Source organism: Empedobacter sp. 225-1, assembly GCF_030328185.1.
GTDB classification, from domain to species: domain Bacteria; phylum Bacteroidota; class Bacteroidia; order Flavobacteriales; family Weeksellaceae; genus Empedobacter; species Empedobacter stercoris.
Genome location: NZ_JACALO010000001.1, coordinates 33,363 through 54,714 on the forward strand (window position 1 = coordinate 33,363; position 21,352 = coordinate 54,714).

14 protein-coding genes and 1 tRNA gene are annotated in these 21,352 nt (G+C 33.0%); 9 read left to right on the forward strand and 6 right to left on the reverse strand.

Features of this window, described 5'->3' with window-relative positions:
• The first annotated feature begins 185 nt into the window (after positions 1-185).
• Entirely contained in the window at positions 186-1,427 is a 1,242-nt protein-coding gene (locus HX088_RS00180; RefSeq protein ID WP_260541738.1) for an aspartate kinase, read from the forward strand.
• Complete coding sequence (locus HX088_RS00185) at positions 1,428-3,293, forward strand: GNAT family N-acyltransferase (protein ID WP_260541740.1); 1,866 nt, start codon at positions 1,428-1,430, stop codon at positions 3,291-3,293. It abuts the gene before it with no gap.
• Positions 3,294-3,374: 81 nt separating this feature from the next.
• Here HX088_RS00185 and HX088_RS00190 read toward each other — a convergent pair whose 3' ends face one another.
• Positions 3,375-3,587, reverse strand: coding sequence for a hypothetical protein (locus tag HX088_RS00190; RefSeq protein ID WP_171623788.1), 213 nt, complete (start codon positions 3,585-3,587; stop codon positions 3,375-3,377).
• A gap of 235 nt (positions 3,588-3,822) precedes the next feature.
• Positions 3,823-5,124, reverse strand: a complete 1,302-nt coding sequence (gene argH / locus HX088_RS00195) for an argininosuccinate lyase (RefSeq protein WP_171623787.1) — start codon at positions 5,122-5,124, stop codon at positions 3,823-3,825.
• 719 nt (positions 5,125-5,843) lie between these two features.
• Here argH and HX088_RS00200 point away from each other — a divergent pair.
• On the forward strand, positions 5,844-8,606 hold the full coding sequence (locus HX088_RS00200; RefSeq protein ID WP_286482892.1) for a bifunctional aconitate hydratase 2/2-methylisocitrate dehydratase: 2,763 nt from the start codon (positions 5,844-5,846) through the stop codon (positions 8,604-8,606).
• Positions 8,607-8,796: 190 nt separating this feature from the next.
• Entirely contained in the window at positions 8,797-11,061 is a 2,265-nt protein-coding gene (locus HX088_RS00205) for an aconitate hydratase (protein WP_225541393.1), read from the forward strand.
• A gap of 134 nt (positions 11,062-11,195) precedes the next feature.
• On the opposite strand, the gene HX088_RS00210 is transcribed toward HX088_RS00205, so the two are convergent.
• Positions 11,196-11,268: transfer RNA gene (locus HX088_RS00210), tRNA-Phe, on the reverse strand.
• Positions 11,269-11,516: 248 nt separating this feature from the next.
• On the opposite strand from HX088_RS00210, the gene bamG reads away from it, so the two are divergent.
• The 3 genes from bamG to HX088_RS00225 all read left to right on the forward strand — a co-directional run bounded on the left by bamG (position 11,517) and on the right by HX088_RS00225 (position 15,676).
• On the forward strand, positions 11,517-12,800 hold the full coding sequence (gene bamG / locus HX088_RS00215; protein ID WP_221411987.1) for a BamG family beta-barrel-assembly machinery protein: 1,284 nt from the start codon (positions 11,517-11,519) through the stop codon (positions 12,798-12,800).
• Between the two features lie 2 nt (positions 12,801-12,802).
• The gene (gene lptC, locus HX088_RS00220; protein WP_171623784.1) at positions 12,803-13,402 is read left to right on the forward strand and encodes an LPS export ABC transporter periplasmic protein LptC; all 600 of its coding nucleotides are present in this window, start codon (positions 12,803-12,805) and stop codon (positions 13,400-13,402) included.
• 114 nt (positions 13,403-13,516) lie between these two features.
• Complete coding sequence (locus tag HX088_RS00225; RefSeq protein ID WP_286482900.1) at positions 13,517-15,676, forward strand: peptidylprolyl isomerase; 2,160 nt, start codon at positions 13,517-13,519, stop codon at positions 15,674-15,676.
• A gap of 59 nt (positions 15,677-15,735) precedes the next feature.
• On the opposite strand, the gene HX088_RS00230 is transcribed toward HX088_RS00225, so the two are convergent.
• The 3 genes from HX088_RS00230 to HX088_RS00240 are packed head-to-tail and all read right to left on the reverse strand — an operon-like array spanning position 15,736 to position 17,692.
• Positions 15,736-16,038: a hypothetical protein gene (locus HX088_RS00230; RefSeq protein WP_260541745.1), complete on the reverse strand. Its 303-nt coding sequence runs from the start codon at positions 16,036-16,038 to the stop codon at positions 15,736-15,738.
• 12 nt (positions 16,039-16,050) lie between these two features.
• Positions 16,051-16,554: a 5-(carboxyamino)imidazole ribonucleotide mutase gene (purE, locus tag HX088_RS00235; RefSeq protein ID WP_038333183.1), complete on the reverse strand. Its 504-nt coding sequence runs from the start codon at positions 16,552-16,554 to the stop codon at positions 16,051-16,053.
• Between the two features lie 7 nt (positions 16,555-16,561).
• On the reverse strand, positions 16,562-17,692 hold the full coding sequence (locus HX088_RS00240; protein WP_286482903.1) for a 5-(carboxyamino)imidazole ribonucleotide synthase: 1,131 nt from the start codon (positions 17,690-17,692) through the stop codon (positions 16,562-16,564).
• A 152-nt stretch (positions 17,693-17,844) separates the two neighbouring features.
• Between HX088_RS00240 and HX088_RS00245 the strand changes: the two genes are divergently transcribed.
• Positions 17,845-18,696 (forward strand): endonuclease/exonuclease/phosphatase family protein, encoded by an 852-nt coding sequence (locus HX088_RS00245; protein ID WP_260541747.1) that lies wholly within the window; start codon positions 17,845-17,847, stop codon positions 18,694-18,696.
• A gap of 451 nt (positions 18,697-19,147) precedes the next feature.
• On the forward strand, positions 19,148-21,295 hold the full coding sequence (locus HX088_RS00250) for a TonB-dependent receptor (protein ID WP_260541748.1): 2,148 nt from the start codon (positions 19,148-19,150) through the stop codon (positions 21,293-21,295).
• Positions 21,296-21,352 lie beyond the last annotated feature (57 nt).

Here is a 21,352-nt window from a genome sequence, read left to right on the forward strand (position 1 = left end):
GTTTTGCTGGTCAAATATCGGAATAAAAACTCAATTCTACTCATTTCAAACGTTTGAAATTAATCTAAATACATGAAAATCATACTGGAAATTTATTTTTAACTTTAATTAAATTCGGTCAATATATAAGAGGTAGTTTGGTTATATTTGCAAGTTAAATATTTACAAAAAAAATTTTTATAGAAATGAAAGTTTTCAAATTCGGTGGTGCTTCCGTAAAAGATGCAGCCGGCGTTAGAAATGTTGCAGATTTATTGCAATCAGTTGGTTACGAAAATACATGTATAATTGTTTCTGCAATGGGCAAGACGACAAATGCATTAGAGGAAGTAGTCAAACGCTATTTTGAAAAGGATGATTTCGAAAAAACAATTAATGATGTAAAAAAACAACATATTGATTTAGCAATAGAATTGTTTGATAATGCGGATGAGGTTTCGAATGAAATATCTCAATTTTTTGATGATATCGTTTCGTTTTTAAGACGAAACAAATCTCCAAATTACAGCTATGTTTATGATCAAATTGTATGCTGTGGAGAGTTAATTTCGACAAAAATTATCAGTATGTATCTTAATTCAATTAAAATTAAGAACGATTGGTTAGATGTTCGAGATTATATCAAAACAGATCACACTTACCGCGAAGGAAAAGTAAACTGGGCGTTGACAGAGGATAGTATTTCTAAATTACCACAATCAGGTTTATTCATTACACAAGGTTTCTTAGGTTCAGATCCTAACTATTTTACAACGACATTGGGAAGAGAAGGTTCAGATTATTCTGCTGCAATTTTTGCATATTGTTTAAATGCTGAAAGCATGACGATTTGGAAAGATGTTCCAGGTGTTTTGAATGCTGATCCACGTTATTTTGAGCATGCAGAATTATTGCATCATATTTCGTACGAAGAAGCAATTGAGTTGGCTTATTATGGCGCTTCGGTTATTCATCCTAAAACATTGCAACCGCTTCAACAAAAAGAAATTCCATTCTTTGTTAAATCATTTATCAATCCAACAGAAGCAGGAACAGAAGTAGCAAAAGGTCAACCATTAGATCCAAAAGTACCATGTTTTATCCTAAAAAGAGAACAAAATTTGGTGCGTTTATCAAGTAAAGATTTCTCGTTTATTACAGAAGATAAATTGAGTGGGATTTTCAATAAACTATATGATTATCAAATCAAAGTAAATTTGATGCAAAATTCAGCAATTTCATTATCTTTATGTTTAGAGGATAAATACAACAACTTAGATCAGTTTGTTGCAGATATGAACGAAGCGTTTAAAGTACAAGTAGAAAACGATGTTTTATTGTACACAATTCGTCATTTCGATGCAGATTCTGATAAAGTTGTATCAAAAGAAAAAGAGTTATTACGTCAAACAGTGCGTGAAACATTACAAATAGTTGTCAAGGCTTAAATGAGTTTAATTTCAACAGAAGATATTATTTCAGCATCAGGTCTTTCTAAAATAGGAATTTTAGGTAAACCTGTTGCTTGGGCATTGAAAAAAGTTTTTAATATTGATGGAATCAATGATTTATACAATATAGGAAAACACTTGCAATGCGAACCTTTTTTGGATTATTTAATAGATGATCTTGGAGTGGATTACGAAATTCATGAAGAAGATTTAAAACGAATTCCAAAAGAAGGCCCTTTTATTATTATTTCTAATCATCCTCTTGGTGCATTGGACGGAATTATTTTGATGCATTTTATGTCAAAAGTTCGTCCTGATTTCAAGATTATGGGGAATTTTTTACTGCAAAAAATTAAACCATTAGAACCGATGATTATACCAGTCAATCCTTTCGAAACACGTAAAGAAGTATACAGTAGCCTTACGGGGATGCGCGATGCATTAAAGTTGTTACGCAACGGAGGTTGTTTAGGAATTTTCCCTGCTGGAGAAGTTTCTTATCGTGATGATGAAAGTAGAGTGATTGATAGAGAATGGCAAGAATCAGCAATGAAGTTGATTAAAAAGTCAAAAGTTCCTGTTGTTCCAATGTTTTTTAGAGCAAGAAATAGCAATGTCTTCTACCGCGTAGCAAAGTTACATCCAGATTTTCAAACAGCTATGCTGCCATCAGAAATGATGAAAAAAAGAACACGACCAATTCAAATTCGAATAGGAAAACCTATTTTACAAAAGCAACAAGACGAACACAACACAATAGAAGATTATTCGGCTTTTTTAAGAAAGAAAACCTATATGCTTTCATCGTATTATAAACAAAAAAGAAGTTTATCAGAAGTACTGAAAAATCCAAGTAATATTGATTTGAAAATTCCGAATTTACCAAGCTTATCATCTTCAAATAGAAAGGTTAAGGATGTTGTTGCTGAAACGGATTTAAAGTTACTTTTACAAGATATTGAAGCGTTGCGAAAAGATGAAGAAGCATTATTGTTTACAAATAATAATTACGAATGTTTTTTTTCTACAGCGAAGCAAATTCCTAATATTTTAAGAGAAATTGGACGTTTACGCGAAATTACATTTCGTGCAATAGGAGAAGGAACAAATGATGAAATAGATTTAGACCGTTTTGATAATCATTACCATCATTTATTTCTATGGGATAAAGAATCTAATAAAATTGTTGGTGCCTATCGTATGGCAATTGGTTCGGAAGTGTACGAAAAATATGGAATTAATGGTTTTTATATTCACGAGTTATTTAATTTTGAACCAGAAATTCATCCGTTCTTTAAGAAATGTATTGAAATGGGACGTGCCTTTGTTTCTGCTGAATATCAGCAAAAACCAATGCCATTGTTCTTATTATGGAGAGGAATAGTACATGTTACATTAAGAAATCCAAATCAAAAATTTATTATTGGAGGCGTAAGTATTAGTAATCAATTTTCTGATTTTTCGAAATCATTGATGATTGAATTTATGAAATCTCATTACTATGATTCGACTGTAGCACAATATGTAAAAGCTAAAAATGAATACAAGGTTAAATTAAAAGAAGAAGATAAAGAATTTATTTTTGATGAATCTGAAGCAGATTTGAATAAGTTTGATAAATTAATTGATGAACTTGAGCCAAATATGTTACGATTACCAGTCTTGATTAAGAAATACATCAAACAAAATGCGAAAGTAATTGCATTTAACGTTGATCCTAAGTTTAATGATGCAATAGATGGATTGATGTATATTCGAGTTTCTGATATTCCTGAATCTACTGTTCGCCCAGTATTAGAAGATATTCAAGCAGAATTAGATCGCAAAATAGAATCCGAAAAATTTGATGGATCAATTATTTAATTGTTATTCTTGAAAATTTAAAACATAAAAAAATGCGCTTAACCTAGTTAAGCGCATTTTATATTTTAGCTTCGCTATAAATTATTGAGCTACTGCTGCTGAATCAACTACTGCTGCTGCAGAATCAACTACTGCTGCTGCTGAGTCAACTACTGCTGCTGCAGAATCAACTACTGCTGTAGCAGAATCAACTGTTGCTCCTTCTTCTACTGGTGCTTCTTCAGTTTTCTCTCCACAAGATACTGCTCCTAATGATAAAGCTGCTACTGCAACTACTGCGAAAAATTTTTTCATTTTTTTAAATTTTAATCGATTAAACAAATTTGTTATTTGATGAGTCAAAGTTAGAATGATTTTGACCTGATGTAATAAAAATCTGTTGTAATTATTTTGTAAATCGAATTTTATTTTACAAAATACTTTATTTCAGTTGTTTATATGTTTGAATATTCCGAAATTATAAAATTGTAAATTAAAAAAACCTCAATTTATAGAAGTTGAGGTTGATATTTTTATTAATTACAAGAAGTTATTTCATTACTTGGGCTTCTAATTTGAATTTTTCAACTTTATTCGAAATCAAATCTAATCTCAAATTATGAATACTTCCGATATGTGTTGTTTTAAATTCTTTGTGCGGAATATAAGTTCCATTTTCTACAGATAATCCAACTTCTTTGTAAGCATCGCGGAAAGGTGTTCCATTTTTAATGGCTTCGTTAATATTTTCCACGGTATAAATCGGATCATATTTTTCCTGATTCATATAGTTGTCTTTAATCTGAAGTTGAGGAATTGCAAAAGTTAAGATGTCAATAATGTTATCAAATTGCATCATTGGTTCAAATAAGATTTCTTTCAAAATCTGATAATCACGATGATAACCACTTGGTAAATTATTGATCGTCATCATAATGTCATTTGGCAATGCCTGAATTCTATTACAATGTGCACGAGTTAATTCAAAAACATCTGGGTTTTTCTTATGTGGCATAATCGATGAGCCAGTTGTCATCTCATTTGGTAATTTAACGAAAGCTAAATCTTGCGAATTGTATAGAACCAAATCATAAGACATTTTCGACAATGTGCCACAAATCATTGCCAAAGCAGATGCAACAGATTTTTCTGTTTTTCCACGAAGCATTTGAGCTCCGACAGATGAAACTAAAATCTCTGAAAAACCTAATTCTTGTGTTGTTTGCAAACGATCAATTGGAAAACTTGTTCCAAAACCAGCTCCAGAACCTAATGGATTTTGGTCAGAAATTTTAAATGCAGCTTCAAAAAAGTATAAATCGGTCAATAAACTTTCTGCATAAGCAGAAAACCACATTCCGAAACTACTTGGCATAGCAGCCTGAAAATGCGTATATCCTGGTAATTGATGATTTTTAAATTCGTCTGCTTTTTTTAAAAAGATTTCAATTAAATGGACAATTTTTTCAGTTGTTTGTTTTAGATATTCTTTTTCAAAAAGTTGAATTGCTACCAAAACTTGATCGTTTCGAGAACGTGCAACGTGAATTTTTTTTCCAGCATCACCGGTTTTCTCAATTAAAAAAGCCTCAATTTTTGAATGTATATCTTCGTAATTTTCGTCTATTTCGAAATTGTTCGCAGCAATTAATGTCAAAATCTCATCCAAAGCAAGTTGTAATGCATCGTTTTCTTCGTTTGTTATCAAACCTGTTTTTGCGAGCATGTTCGCTTGTGCTTTTGATGCTAACGCATCATATTTTGCAAGATGAGCATCTAATTCTCTGTCTTTTCCGACAGTAAATTTTTCGATTTTATCATTAATGGTAAAACCTTTATCCCAAAGTTTCATATTTATAATAATGAATTAAGGGGACAAAGTTACTAAAAACTTGTATAATATCTCATTGTAATTGTATAATTATTATAAATATACAATATTTATTCATATTGAATATTTTTGATTGATTTTTGAGATTGTTTAAATGATTGATAGCAATTCTAAAGATTGATTATTGAATAGTTATTAAAATTTATAATTAATTCAATTTCGTAAAAAAAAGGGCTTAAAATTATGAAGTTGATATTTTAGAATACGTTATATTTTTAACTTCTATTTATTTACGTTTAATTGATTGTAAAAGTGAAATTTACATCTTTTTTATAATAGTTCTAAATTATTAGAATATAACTAAAATATATCATCCTTTGATGAGAAATCGTTACTATAAACGTAATTTTGTATGCCAAATTATGATTAATTACAATGCTTTTTAACTAAAAATTTGTGTGATAATAAAAATTTAAAAAGTAATTTCAATCACTTTAATTATTGATTAAGTGATAGTTATTGTTTTTAAATGGCAACTTTACAAAATTACATACTTAGTTTGTATTCTGATAACAGTGGTTACCTATGCCAAAAATGATTTTTTGTTGAAAAATAATTAGGCATAAGATGTAACGATACAGCGAAGTGTTATTATATAATTCATTTTGATTGGATGAAATCAGGTGTAAGTAGCTTGATTTTAAACAATCTTTAATATTAAAAAGAAAAGATAGATAATTATGAGTCTTTACCAAGAGTATCTTAACGAGATTGAAGAAAGAAAAGGTCAAGGTTTACATCCAAAACCAATTGATGGTGCAGAATTACTAAGTGAAATCATTAATCAAATTAAAGATGTTAACAGCGAATACCGAGAGGATTCTGTTAAATTCTTTATCTATAACACGTTGCCAGGTACAACTTCTGCTGCAGGTGTAAAAGCAAAATTTTTAAAAGAGATTATTTTAGGAGAAGCAACTGTTGCTGAAATTACACCAACATTTGCATTCGAATTGTTATCTCACATGAAAGGAGGTCCTTCAATTGAAGTTCATTTAGATTTAGCTTTAGGAAATGATGAAGAAATTGCAAAACAAGCGGCGGAAGTTCTTAAAACACAAGTTTTCTTATATGATGCAGATACAGCTCGTTTAGCTGATGCTTACAAAGCAGGAAACACAATTGCAAAAGATATTTTAGAGAGCTACGCAAAAGCGGAATTTTTTACAAAATTGCCAGAAGTTCCAGAAGAAATTAAAGTTGTAACTTATATCGCTGCAGAAGGGGATATTTCTACTGACTTACTTTCTCCAGGAAATCAAGCGCACTCTCGTTCAGACCGTGAATTACACGGAAAATGTATGATGACGCCTGAGCAACAGCAAGAAATTGTTGCTTTGAAAGCGAAACACCCAGATGCTTCTGTTATGTTGATCGCTGAAAAAGGAACAATGGGGGTAGGGTCTTCTCGTATGTCAGGTGTAAACAACGTAGCATTGTGGACTGGTAAACAAGCTTCTCCTTATGTACCTTTCGTGAACATCGCACCTATCGTTGCTGGAACAAACGGAATTTCTCCAATCTTCTTAACGACAGTTGACGTTACGGGTGGTATCGGTATCGACTTACAAAACTGGGTGAAGAAAGTGGACGAAAACGGAAACGTAGTTCGTAACGAAAACGGAGACATCGTATTAGAGCAAGCTTATTCAGTAGAAACTGGAACAGTATTGACAATTAATACGAAGACTAAAAAATTATACAACGGAGATAAAGAATTGAAAGATATTTCTAAATCGTTTACTCCTCAAAAATTAGAATTTATCAAAGCAGGTGGATCTTATGCTATCGTATTTGGTAAGAAAATTCAAACATTTGCTGCTGAAACATTAGGAATCACTGCTCCAACAGTATTCGCTCCTTCTAAAGAAGTTTCTATCGAAGGTCAAGGTTTGACAGCTGTAGAAAAAATCTTCAACAAAAACGCAGTAGGTGTAACTCCAGGAAAAGTATTGCACGCTGGATCTGACGTTCGTGTTAAAGTAAACATCGTAGGTTCTCAAGATACTACAGGTTTGATGACAGCGCAAGAGTTGGAATCAATGGCAGCAACAGTAATCGCTCCAACTGTAGATGGTGCTTACCAATCAGGATGTCACACTGCATCAGTATGGGACAAAAAAGCGCAAGCTAACATCCCTAAATTGATGAAGTTCATGAACGACTTCGGGGTAATTACAGCACGTGACCCGAAAGGAGTTTACCACTCAATGACAGACGTTATCCACAAAGTATTGAACGATATTACTGTGGACGAATGGGCTATCATCATCGGTGGTGACTCGCACACACGTATGTCTAAAGGAGTTGCTTTTGGTGCCGATTCTGGAACTGTAGCATTAGCTTTGGCAACTGGTGAGGCTGCAATGCCAATTCCAGAGTCTGTAAAAGTGACTTTCAAAGGAGAAATGAAACAACACATGGATTTCCGTGATGTGGTTCATGCTACGCAAGCGCAAATGTTGAAACAATTTGACGGTGAAAATGTATTCCAAGGTCGTATCATTGAGGTACATATCGGTACATTATTAGCAGACCAAGCGTTTACATTTACAGACTGGACTGCAGAAATGAAAGCGAAAGCATCTATCTGTATTTCTCAAGATGATACATTAATCCAATCGTTAGAAATTGCAAAATCTCGTATCCAAATCATGATCGAGAAAGGAATGGATAACAAAAACCAAGTGTTACAAGGATTAATCGATAAAGCTAACAAACGTATCGAAGAAATTAAAACAGGTGTTAAACCTGCTTTAACGCCAGATGCAAATGCAAAATATTACGCGGAAGTAGTAATTGACTTAGATATTATCGAAGAGCCAATGATTGCCGATCCAGACGTAAATAATGCGGATGTTTCTAAACGTTATACACACGATACAATCCGTGACTTAACTTACTATGGTGGTGATAAACACGTAGATTTAGGTTTCGTAGGATCTTGTATGGTGCATAAAGACGATTTAAAAATTGTTTCTCAAATGTTACGTAATGTAGAGAAAGCGAATGGTAAAGTTGAGTTCAAAGCTCCTTTAGTTGTTGCGGCGCCTACTTACAACATCATCGATGAATTAAAAGCAGAAGGTGATTGGGAAATGTTACAAAAATACTCAGGATTTGAGTTTAGCGACTTGTTACCTAAGTCAGAAGCACGTACAGAATATGAAAACATTATGTACTTAGAGCGTCCTGGTTGTAACTTATGTATGGGTAACCAAGAAAAAGCGGAAAGAGGTGATACTGTAATGGCTACTTCAACGCGTCTTTTCCAAGGTCGTGTTGTTGAGGATCGTGATGGTAAAAAAGGAGAATCTTTATTAGCATCTACGCCAGTAGTTGTTTTATCAGCAATTTTAGGACGTATTCCTTCTATCGAAGAGTACAAAGCTGCTGTTGAAGGAATCAACTTAACAAAGTTTAAACCAATTTCTATGAACTAATCGTTCGTGAAAGAGAATATAATCATGGCTGATCTATTTTAGATCAGCCTTTTTTTATGTGTTAATCTTAAATGAGTTAGGGTTGTTTTAAAAAGATTATAATCCTCAAAAGATGTTAAATATTAAATAATTCAGTATATTGGGGTATATTTTTTGATGAATTTAAACCAATAAAATAAAAACAATTATTATGGCATTTGATATAAATATGATCAAAGGCGTTTATGCTAAAATGCAAGAACGTGTTGATGCTGCAAGAGCTATCGTGGGGCGTCCTTTAACGTATTCGGAGAAAATTTTATATGCTCACTTGTTTGATGGAAATCCAACACAAGCATACACAAGAGGCGAGTCTTATGTAGATTTTGCACCAGATCGAGTTGCAATGCAAGATGCAACTGCTCAGATGGCTTTATTACAATTTATGCAAGCTGGTAAAACCAAAACAGCTGTTCCTTCTACAGTTCACTGTGACCACTTGATTCAAGCTAAAGTTGGTGCAAAAACTGATTTACAAGAAGCAATTAATAAATCTTCGGAGGTATTTAATTTCTTAGAATCTGTTTCAAATAAATATGGTATCGGATTCTGGCAACCAGGTGCAGGTATTATTCACCAAGTGGTGTTAGAGAACTATGCTTTTCCTGGAGGAATGATGATTGGTACCGATTCTCATACGCCAAATGCAGGTGGACTGGGGATGGTTGCAATTGGTGTTGGTGGTGCTGACGCTGTTGATGTAATGTCTGGAATGGCATGGGAGTTAAAAATGCCAAAATTAATTGGTGTTAAATTAACAGGTAAATTATCAGGATGGGCAGCACCAAAAGATGTTATTCTTGAAGTTGCTGGATTATTAACTGTTAAAGGTGGAACAGGAGCTATTGTAGAATATTTTGGTGAAGGAGCAGAATCTTTATCTGCAACAGGAAAAGGAACTATCTGTAACATGGGTGCAGAAATTGGAGCAACGACTTCAATCTTTGCTTATGACGACGCTTCGGAAAGATATTTAAGAGCTACAGATCGTAATGACGTGGCAGATGCTGCTAATCAACATAAAGCATACTTACGTTCGGATGATGAAGTTTATGCAAATCCAGAAAATTTCTACGATCAATTGATTGAAATTAATTTATCTGAATTAGAACCTCGTTTGAATGGACCTTTCACACCAGATTTGATGACACCAGTTTCTAAAATGAAAGAAACAGCAGCAGCTAATGGTTGGCCTTTGGATGTAGAATGGGGATTAATCGGATCTTGTACAAACTCATCTTACGAAGATTTATCTCGAGCTGCTTCTATCGCTCAACAAGCTTTAGACAAAGGATTGGAAGTAAAGTCTTCTTTCGGGATTAATCCAGGTTCAGAAGTTGTTCGTTATACAGCAGATCGTGATGGTTTGTTAAAAACGTTCGAAGATTTAGATGCAGTTATTTTTACGAATGCTTGTGGACCATGTATTGGGCAATGGGATCGTGAAGGTGCTGATAAAGAAGAAAAAAATACCATCGTTCATTCATTCAATCGTAACTTCAAAAAACGTGCAGATGGAAATCCAAATACCTATGCATTTGTAACTTCTCCAGAAATGGTTGCTGCAATTGCAATTTCAGGACGTTTAGATTTTAATCCACAAACAGATAAGTTGATTAATAAAAACGGAGAAGAGGTTATGCTTGATGCCCCAAAAGGAGAGGAATTACCAAGCAAAGGTTATGAATATGAAGATAATGGATATCAAGCACCAGTTGAAGACGGATCGAAAGTAGAAGTTATTGTTAATCCATCTTCTGAGCGTTTACAACTATTAGAAGGTTTCAAACCTTGGAATGGTGAAAATATTACAGGAGCAAAACTATTAATCAAAGCATTCGGAAAATGTACAACAGACCATATCTCTATGGCGGGACCTTGGTTACGTTTCCGTGGACACTTGGATAATATTTCGAATAATACACTGATTGGTGCAGTAAATGCATTTAACCAAGATGTCAATTCAGTTAAAAATCAATTAACAGGTGAATATGGTCCTGTACCAGATACGGCGCGCGCTTATAAAGCAGCTGGAGTACCATCTGTAATTGTAGGAGACGAAAACTATGGAGAAGGTTCTTCACGTGAGCATGCTGCAATGCAACCTCGCCATTTGGGAGCAGTAGCTGTATTGGTTCGTTCTTTTGCACGTATTCATGAAACTAACCTTAAAAAACAAGGGATGTTAGCATTGACATTTGCAGATAAAGCAGATTATGATAAAGTACAAGAAGATGATACAATCAACTTTGTGGACTTAACAGAGTTTGCCCCAGAAAAACCATTAACAATCGAATTGGTGCATGCAGATGGATCTAAAGATGCAATCTTAGCAAATCATACATATAATGAACAACAAATTGAGTGGTTTAAAGCAGGTTCAGCATTAAACTTAATCAAAGCACAACAAGCTTAATTAATTTATTTAAATAAATGAAACCGACACAGGAATGTGTCGGTTTTTTTTGTTGTAAATTATTGAAGAAAATTTTAGATCAAAAAGTAATAAATAAAAAAAACCTCAATCGAAATGATTGAGGTTTTAAGCAGTGGTGCCTCCAGGAATCGAACCAGGGACACAAGGATTTTCAGTCCTTTGCTCTACCAACTGAGCTAAGGCACCGCCTTAATTGTGATGCAAATATAGAGCGAAAATCTATTCTACCAAACATTATTTAAAATATTTTTTAGCCGAAAACGCTATCTTGTTCATTTACCGAGAAATAAATTTAAAATATTTTTTATCTTTACCGAAAATAAAGGGGTTTAAATATTTTAATAGAGATTTAACAGCTCATTTTTGCAATCTAATTTTTACAATTCGCAACAAATCATCATATTTGCGTCTTAGAATTCTATTATACATTCATAATGAAGTGGATTATTTGTAGTTTATCACTATTAAGCGTGGTAACAATAAAAGCTCAATCAATATCAGTTTCTCCCTATTCGGCTTACGGTGTGGGGGAGCAATTATTTGATAATAATACGGAACAAGCTGGTATGGGCGGTATTTCAACAGTTCCTACGAATCCTTTCGGTCAAAGTGCAAACTTTTCAAATCCGGCAGCTAACCAAAATTTGCGTATGACGACTTTCAACGCGAGTGGAAGTGGAACAAATTATAATTTCAAATCTGGAACAGACAAAGAAAACGCGGGTCGTTTTAACGTTTCTAATATCTCATTAGCATTCCCTGTTGGAGAAAAAGGAAGTTTTGGATTAGGTTTTCAACCTTATTCAGCGCTTGGATATGATATCATGAATACATCAGAAAGAAATGATGTTAAACAATCAGTCCAAATGAAAGGAGAGGGTGGATTAAATAGTATTCATGCTTTTTACTCGAGAAATCTTGCCAAAGGATTTTCTTTAGGGCTACGCGTTAATTATTTATTCGGAGAGTTAAAACGTAACGAAGTCTTAGCTGTAGATGGAGCAAGTTTAGCTGTTGATTATAGTGATAAATCTAATTATCGTGGCGCTCAATTTACGTTAGGATCAATGTATACAAAGAAAATTGGTAAAACAAATAATTTGTATGTAGGAGCAACTTATACATTAGGTACCAACCTAAGAACAGATGTTACAGATCTTACAACGACATATAGTTACATTGGATCTACTCAAGCTTCTTTGGACACAATTTCGTTAAAAAGAATTGATGATGGTAAGACAAAAATTCCTCAAATCTTTACATTAGGAGCGGCTTATACAAAAGATAATACATGGTCGTTAGCAGTTGAAGCTAAATACAATAGTTGGAAAGATTTCTCTCAACCATTAGAGGGAGAAAATACAGTAATGACTTCAAATGTTGATTATAAAAACAATGTACGATTAGCAGTTGGTGGATACTGGATTCCAGATTACAATAGTTACAAAAGTTATTTTAATCGTGTAACTTACCGTGCTGGTATGTATTATCAATCGGCTCAATATTCTATTTACGGAACAGATATAGACGCTTACGGAGCAACATTAGGGTTCGGATTTCCAATCGGAAAACAAAATGACGGTTCTATGATGAATGTTTCTTTGGAATATGGACAAAAAGGAAAAACAACAAACAACTTAATCAAAGAAAACTATTTCGGTGTGAAAGTTGGATTTGATATCAACGATATTTGGTTTAGAAAAAGAGTGATTGACTAATTTTGGACAAACAAAAATTGTATAAAAAAGCAGATGAAAAAGTTTTGATTAAATCAAGTATAATATTTGGTTTAATGAGCATTTTCGTTTTGCTTTTTTCTTGTAAAAAAGAACTTCCTCCTATCAACAAAAAGAAGGTCGAATTTCCTTCGCGCACACTTATTAACGCCAATATTATTAACAAAGATTCGGGAAGAATCTCTGGAAATTTGCGTTCTCCTTTAATCGAAATGTACGAAACGGTTGATTCGCCTTACACAGTTTTTAGAAAAGGATTAGACCTTGACTTTTATCAAAAAGGAAGTACAAAACCTGGATATTTTCAGGCAGATTGGGGAAGATTAAGTGATGTCACAGGAATCTATGAAGGTAGAGGAAATGTAATAATCGTAAATGAGAAAGGTGATTCGTTGAAAAGCGAACAATTATTTTGGAATAAAAAAAATAAAACAGTTTATACATCGAAAGAAGTTTACTTAATTAGCAACGAAGGTGATTCGTTAACAGCGAAAAACGGTTTGCAAGCTACAGATGATTTAGAAACCTATACTTTATTCAATAATCAAGGATTTAAGTACGTAGATGATAATCAAAAATTCTAAATCACGTTAAAATAATTAACAAAAAAGCGAATACTTGTCGCTTCTTCTATTTTATTATTCAATGTATTGTCGTATTTTCGCCACCTATTATAGAAATAACATTAAAATAAAACAATGGCAGTTTTAGGAGAAATTCGTAAAAAAACTTGGCTGATCTTCGTTGTAATCGGAGTTGCAATGTTAGCTTTCGTTGCAGGAGATTTATTCGGAGAGAATTCAAAGATTAGACAATTATTTACTGGAGATCCGTCTGTAGTAGGTACAGTAAACGGTGAATCTATTGGTATTGCAGAGTATCAAAATGCATACGATCAAACACAAAAGATGTATGAAAACCAAGGTCAATCTGCAACTCCAAATCAAATTGCTCAACAAACTTGGAATGGCTTAGTTAGTCAAAAAGTGTTGAAACAACATGCTGAAAAATTAGGTTTAAAAGTTTCTGATGACGAATTCTGGGGTTATGTTGCACAAAACTTTGGAATGGCATCTGGTGCTGAAGCACAGCAACAAATTGCACAGTTAGAAGCTAATGCCGCTGCAAGTCCAGAAGCTCAACAACAATACAGAGGTTGGTTGCAAACAGCAGAACAAATAAAATTACAAATTTTATCTCAAAAATATTTTGGATATGTAATGGCTGGTACAGCGGTTACAAACAAAGAAGCAGATATTCAACAAGGGTATAATGTGTCGAATGCAAACATTCAGTACGCGTTTGTAGATTACGCAACTTTATCTAAAAAATTAAATGTAAAAGTAACTGACGAAGAAATTTCTGCTTACGAAGCAAAATATCCGAAGTTATTTAAAGCAGAAGGTTTAGTAAAATTAAGCTATACATATTTTCCTGCTGGAGCCTCTTCTGCTGATGAAGCAGTTGCTTTAGAAAATATCAAAAAATATTTAGGTACTCAAATTATTCATGACGAAATGAATAATGTCACAGATACTATTCAAGCTTTTAGTGCTGCAAAAAGTGATTCAGTTTATGTTACTCAAAATTCTGAGAAACCATTTATCCCGAATTTCTTTACAAAAGCAGAATTAGAACAAGCGCAATTAGGTCCAGAAGCGACAAACTTCTTGAAAACTGCTGCGGTTGGACAAATTGGAGGTCCTTTCAAAGTTGGAAATACGTATCAATTGTACAAACTTTCTAAATCGAAAGAAGTAAAAGATTCTGTAAAATCAAGCCACATTTTAGTTGCTTACACAGGAAGCGCTGCTGGAAGTGGAGTGAAACGTACAAAAGATGAAGCAAAAAAATTAGCAGAAGGAATTTTAGCTGATGTAAAAGCTAATCCATCTTCTTTTGGTGAAGTTGCTGCAACAAAATCAGACGATAAATCATCTGCTATTCAAAAAGGAAGTATTGGTTGGGTTGGAAAGAATAATCAATTAGATCAATCGTACAACGGATTTATTTTTACAAAACCAGTTGGAACAGTTGATTTGGTAGAATCTCAGTTTGGTTTCCATATCATCAAAGTTGATGAAGCAAAGAATAAAACAGCTTATCAAGTTGCAAACATTGTAAAAACAATCGAGCCTTCTAAAGCGACAACAGAAAAAGCATTTACAAACGCAAGAACTTACGTTCAAAATGTAGAGAATAAATCACTAAATGATTTCAAGAACCTTGCAAAAAAAGGAGGTTATTTAAATAATACAACAGAGGGTATTGAGCGTTATGCTGCAATTGGACAAGACATTCCAAATGATCAAGATGCGGATATCTTAAAATGGGCTTTTGACAAGAAAACTGAAACAGGAGCAACAAACTTGTTTACATCTTCTACAGGAGATTACATCGTTGTTCATTTAGTTGAAAAATTTGACAAAGGTTTAGCGCATCCAAGTGTTGTTCGTCAATATGTAGAGCCAATTTTAATGCAAGAGAAAGTGGCTAAATTGGTAGATGAGCAAGTTGCGAACGGAGGTTTAAATGCTTTTGCATCTAAATTTGGAGCGAAAAAAGGAAATGCAACAGTTAACTTTTCTAATTCTAATTTAACTGGAATTGGTTTAGAGCCTAAAGTTGTTGGAGCTGCGTTTGGAGTTAAACCAAATCAATCTTCTAAAGCAATTGCAGGTAATGCAGGAGTTTTCTATATCATTCCTTCAAATCAACAAATTCAAAAGAATCAAAAAGGTTCAATGATCTTGGATAACTTAAATCGTCAATTACAAGGACGTTTCCAACAAACATTGTTACAGTCATTGATTCAAGCTGCTGATGTGGTTGATAACCGCGACAGAGCTTTACGTTAAGATTTAAAATTTCTTATAATAAAAAACTCCCAAGCTGTAAAGTTTGGGAGTTTTTGGTTTTATTTAATTTGAGCTTTTATTAAGTCAAACTTTTCTTCTAAAAGTAGTTTGTATAATTCTTTAACTTCATTCCAGTCTTTAGCTTTATACTTAGTACCTATTTCATCAAATGTTATAATTAAATCTAATGATTTTGAAGTCTCTATAACATTTTCAAAATCATCATCAGAAATTACAGAAACCCAAAATGTACCGTGTTCATCATCTGTTTCATTAATTTCTATTATAGCTTTTTCAATATCAGAAAATGTAATATTATCTTTATTATAGCCTTCCAAGTATTGGATGTAGTTTCCAATCATACAAATTAGTTTTTATTTATCAAACCCATTTGGATATTCGCCTTTTACAAGCTCTATTTTCGCTTCTACAGCTTTTTGTAAATCTTCTTGGTATTGGATTAATCTTTCTTGCAAAGTTGGATTAGTCGCGCCTAAAATGCGTGCTGCCAAAATTCCTGCATTCTTCGCCGCATTCACAGCAACTGTAGCAACTGGGATACCATTTGGCATTTGCAAAATAGATAAAATAGAATCCCAACCATCAATCGAATTTGACGATTTAATCGGAACACCAACCACAGGAAGTGGCGTAATAGACGCAACCATTCCTGGTAAATGCGCAGCTCCTCCAGCACCTGCAATAATGACGTTTATTCCACGTTCGTGTGCTGTCTTTGCATAATCAAACATACGTTGTGGCGTGCGATGTGCCGAAACAATTGTTAATTCGAAAGGGATATTAAGTTCTGTTAATAGATCAGCTGCTTGTTTCATGATAGGCAAATCGCTATCACTTCCCATAATAATTCCTACCATAGTTGTGTTATTTTTTTGCAACGACTTTTATCGTTGAGTTGACTTGTTTTATGTTTTGTTTTAATTGTTCTATATCATCATTCACCAATGTTACATGTCCCATTTTTCGACCAGGTTTCGTGATTGTTTTTTGGTACCAATGCAAATAGGTTCCAGGAATTGCTAAAACTTCTTCAATATTTTCGATAACTGCTGGTCCCGTTTCACCTTCTGCACCAATCAAATTAACCATGGCAGATGTTGCGAATAATTTTGTCGAACCAAGAGGCAATTGCATTAAGGTTCTTAACATTTGATCAAATTGAGATGAGTAAGCCGCTTCTATTGTTGAATGACCAGAATTATGAACACGAGAAGCTGTTTCGTTCACCCAAATTGATTGGTCTTTGTTGACAAACATTTCTACAGCAAAAACGCCTGGAGACTGCAAAGCTTTTACTACATCTCGAGCGATTGCTTCTGCACGATCAGTAATTTCTTTACTTAATGAAGATGGAATTAATAGATAATCTAATAAATTATATTCTTCGTTGATGATAAATTCTACGGTTGGATAGGTGACGATATTTCCCAAATGATCGGCAACTGTAACGACAGCAATTTCGCGATCTAAATTCGCAGGAGTTTCGAAAATTGAAGGTGATTGCAACATTTTGTCTAAATCAGCTTCAGATCTTAGGAACTGAACACCTTTTCCATCATAACCATCTTTTCGAGATTTCTGAAAAACTGGATAGTTTATATCTTGTTTCGATTTCAATTCTTCCCAATTGTCTAAATCAAAATAAGGCGCAGTCGGAATATTATTCTTGACATAAAATTCTTTCTGAACTCCTTTGTCTTGAATAATCGCTAAAGCTTCAGGATCTGGAACAACTCGTTTTCCAATTGACTTTAAATAGCGTAATGCCTCAACATTGACATGTTCAATCTCGATTCCGATAGCATCTAAATCTTTTCCAAAAGCGATGACAGTTTCATAGTCTTTGAAATCACCTTGTACAAAATGGTGTGCATGTGGCGCGCAAGGTGCGTCTGCAGCTGGATCTAAAATACTAATTTCACAAGGATATTGTAATGCATTTTGCAAAAACATATACCCCAATTGTCCTCCTCCTAAAATTCCGATTTTTATCATATTGCGAAGTTAATAAATAATATAATTTCTATTTTTACGAGAACTAAAAAAGTATTGACGAGATGTTAACAAAATGGAGCAGGATTTTATTCTTTGTATTTGTAGGAATTTATTTGACGAGTAAGAGCTTTTATCAATACTTTGTATTTGATATGTTGGTACAATATTCTATATATGCATTAATCATTGCATTTTTTTTGTGTTTGATTTTTAATTATTCCATTCGAAAAGAGAAAAAAAAGAATATTTTATGGTTGCTTCCGCTTGTTGCGATTCCTATTATTGTTTATCAGAATATGGGAAATTTCTATTTTGGGGAGAATGCAAAAGGAGAACAATCTAATTTTAAGATTACCTCAATCAACATTTTTTCTCAGAATGAAGACTTTCATTATTTGAAAAATTATTTAGAAAAAGAAAAAAGTGATGTACTTATTTTACAAGAATTAACTCCAGCATGGCAAAAAAATGTTGAATTTATTCGAGAAGAATATCCTTTCTATAAAGAGGAAGTAAGGAATAATAATTTTGGGATAGCTATTTATTCTAAAGTTCCGCTTACAAAAGTGTCTACAAAAAACTATATAGATGAGATGCATCCGTCTATCTTAGCGGAAATTTCTGTAGACGGTAAACCTGTAAGTATTTTAGCAACACATCCTGTTCCTCCCTTACCAAACCAAGCACGTTTTGAAAAACGCAATCAACAATACGAATTGATGAAACATGAAATAGATGCTTTGTCTACTGAAAACATTATTTTGATAGGAGATTTGAATTGTACGGTTTATTCACCGAATTTCAAATTAGTCCAATCGGATAAATTGAAAGACGCACGATCTGGTTTCGGTTTACAAAATTCTTGGAATGCTTTTATTCCAATATTTCGTACCAATATTGATCAATGTTGGGTTACGAAATCGATGAAAGTGACAAATTTTTATCGAGGAGAAGACATAAAATCAGACCATTTTCCGATTGTAGCGGAATTAAAAATAGAATAAAGCTAACTATTTATTTATTTTTTCAGCATTTTCTTACACTATTTAGATACTATGTATACTTTTTCGTTTGGGTGTTAATTTATTCTACTTTTTCTTTGTGCAGAATTAATAATTATTTGAACTATTATACCAACCAAGCCAATTGATTTTTTTTATAGAAAATCAATCTTTATTTATTACTAAACCCTGTAAACCTTCGGAAGTATTTCTGAAGGTTTTTTTTATGTTTAAAAAAAGAAGATGTTTTTGAGTAAATTTTTAGATTTCAAAAAAATAATTATCTTTGATTTTCAATCGAAAGGGGTGCTTCTTTATTTAGAGGCTGAGATTATACCCAAAGAACCTGGGCAGGTAATGCTGCTAAGGGAAATGGTACTTCACCAAATTACATTCGCGCGTAAAATTTATAAGTGTAAGATGGCTCCTTTCATAATATTTTTAAAAATTAATTATGAAAAGGTCGATTTTTTTATTGTCATTATTTGGTGCATCCATACTGTATGCTCAAGAAAATGATACAATTCAAAAAGAAGAAATTCAACTTCAAGAAGTTTCTATTGTTGAAAAACTTCCAATTACAGTTGAAAAAGTAACAGCTAAACTGTTACAAAAAAAGAATTTAGGACAAGATGTTCCAACATTGTTAAATTCAGCTACATCAGTTTCTATTACATCTGATACAGGAACAGGGATTGGTTATTCATCCATCAAAATTCGTGGACTTAATGAACAATCGATTAATGTTACTTTGAATGGAATTCCATTAAATAACCCAGAATCTCAAGGTGTTTTTTGGGTAAATATGCCTGATTTAGCATCATCAACAAATGCTATGACGATACAAAGAGGCGTAGGAACTTCTTCAAATGGAATGGCTTCTTTTGGTGCAAGTGTAAACATTGAATCTCAAAATCCATCTGCAATTCCTTTCGCAGAAGCAAATGTTTCTTTTGGAAGCTTCAATACGCAAAAGTATACTTTTCAGGCAGGTACAGGGAGAATACTAAACAATAAATTGAGTATTGACGGTCGTTTTTCTAAGTTGGATTCTGATGGTTATGTAGATCGTGCTTGGGCAGACTTGATTTCCTATGATGTGACTGCTTTGTATGAATTGAATGATAAAACAAAATTTAGGTTTCAGAATATGTTTGGTAAAGAACAAACTTATCAAGCTTGGAGTGGTGTAGATGCGGAGACCTTGAAAAAAGATCGTACCTACAATTATGAAGGCGAAATGTATGATTCGGAAGGAAATATGCTTGGCTATTATAATAATCATACAGATAATTACAAACAGAATCATTATTTTTTGTCTTGGTTACAAGATTTAGGAAATCAATGGAAGTCTAATTTAACGATTCATTACACAAAAGGTAAAGGTTATTACGAGAGCTATAAAAATAATCGCGGATTAGAACGTTATAAATTAAATCATTTAACATCAGAGAAAAGAAACTTAATCAATAGAGAATATCTTGATAATGATTTTTATGGATTTAATTTGGAAGTAGAAAATCAAAAGTTGAACGATTTTAAAGTCTTTTTTGGTTTATCTGCAAACAAATATGATGGCGATCATTATGGTAATGTATTGTGGGTAGACAACACAGATTGGTCTGATAAAAATTTTAAATACTATAACAATAATGCCGTAAAAAAACAATTTGCAGCTTATGCAAAAGTGCTGTATCAAATCAACAAATTTGATCTTTTTGGAGATTTACAGTATCGTTATGTAGGTTATGATGCAAAATATTTACCAAATGGCGAAAATGATGCAGAAGAATTTAGACCATTTACGGATACGTTTAATTTTGTGAATCCAAAAGCCGGAGTAAATTTTAATATAAATTCAACTAATACGTTGTATGCTTCTTATGGAATTTCGCACCGAGAGCCTTTGCGTATTGATTATGAAGGACTAAATGGAAAAGATAAAAAGCCTGAAGAAGAATTTTTACAAGATTATGAATTGGGGTATAAAAAAAGTGGACGACTTTCTTTAAGTGCCAATTTGTACTACATGGCTTATAAAAATCAATTAGTTCCAACAGGTGAAATTAATGATGTCGGAAGTCGTAAAAGAACAAATTCTGGTAAGAGTTTTAGAAGAGGAATTGAGCTGGACGCAAATTATAAAATCATTCCAAATCGTTTGAATATTTTTGGGAATATAACTTTTAGTGAGAATAAACACGAAAATTATACAGAAGAAGTGTGGGATGAAAACTGGAATTCATCATTAAAAGAATATGGAAAAACGAAGATTGCACTATCGCCAGATGTAATTTCTGCATTCGGATTCGAAGCAATTCCATTCAAGAATGTACTGGTTAACTTAACAAATAAATATGTAGGTGAGCAATATTTGTCCAATACAGAACCAGTAGATGGAAAATTGGATAGTTACTTGGTATCAGATTTATTGATTCGATATTCACCAAAAGTAAAAGGAATTAAAAACCTTGAATTTTCGATCTTAATTAATAATTTATTTGATGTCGAATACGAATCGAATGGTTATTATTACGAAGGAGGTTATTATTTTCCGCAAGCAGGTATTAATGTTTTAGGAGGAATTAGTATTCGTTTATAAAACCAAAAAGCTCGAGATTTTCTCGGGCTTTTTTTATTCCTCAAAAAAATCCAAAGG

Coding starts and splice junctions, on each gene's coding strand:
- HX088_RS00180 (WP_260541738.1), top strand. CDS start 186: ATGAAAGTTTTCAAATTCGGTGGTGCTTCCGTAAAAGATGCAGCCGGC.
- HX088_RS00185 (WP_260541740.1), top strand. CDS start 1,428: ATGAGTTTAATTTCAACAGAAGATATTATTTCAGCATCAGGTCTTTCT.
- HX088_RS00190 (WP_171623788.1), bottom strand. CDS start 3,587: ATGAAAAAATTTTTCGCAGTAGTTGCAGTAGCAGCTTTATCATTAGGA.
- argH (WP_171623787.1), bottom strand. CDS start 5,124: ATGAAACTTTGGGATAAAGGTTTTACCATTAATGATAAAATCGAAAAA.
- HX088_RS00200 (WP_286482892.1), top strand. CDS start 5,844: ATGAGTCTTTACCAAGAGTATCTTAACGAGATTGAAGAAAGAAAAGGT.
- HX088_RS00205 (WP_225541393.1), top strand. CDS start 8,797: ATGGCATTTGATATAAATATGATCAAAGGCGTTTATGCTAAAATGCAA.
- bamG (WP_221411987.1), top strand. CDS start 11,517: ATGAAGTGGATTATTTGTAGTTTATCACTATTAAGCGTGGTAACAATA.
- HX088_RS00225 (WP_286482900.1), top strand. CDS start 13,517: ATGGCAGTTTTAGGAGAAATTCGTAAAAAAACTTGGCTGATCTTCGTT.
- HX088_RS00230 (WP_260541745.1), bottom strand. CDS start 16,038: ATGATTGGAAACTACATCCAATACTTGGAAGGCTATAATAAAGATAAT.
- purE (WP_038333183.1), bottom strand. CDS start 16,554: ATGGTAGGAATTATTATGGGAAGTGATAGCGATTTGCCTATCATGAAA.
- HX088_RS00240 (WP_286482903.1), bottom strand. CDS start 17,692: ATGATAAAAATCGGAATTTTAGGAGGAGGACAATTGGGGTATATGTTT.
- HX088_RS00245 (WP_260541747.1), top strand. CDS start 17,845: ATGTTGGTACAATATTCTATATATGCATTAATCATTGCATTTTTTTTG.
- HX088_RS00250 (WP_260541748.1), top strand. CDS start 19,148: ATGAAAAGGTCGATTTTTTTATTGTCATTATTTGGTGCATCCATACTG.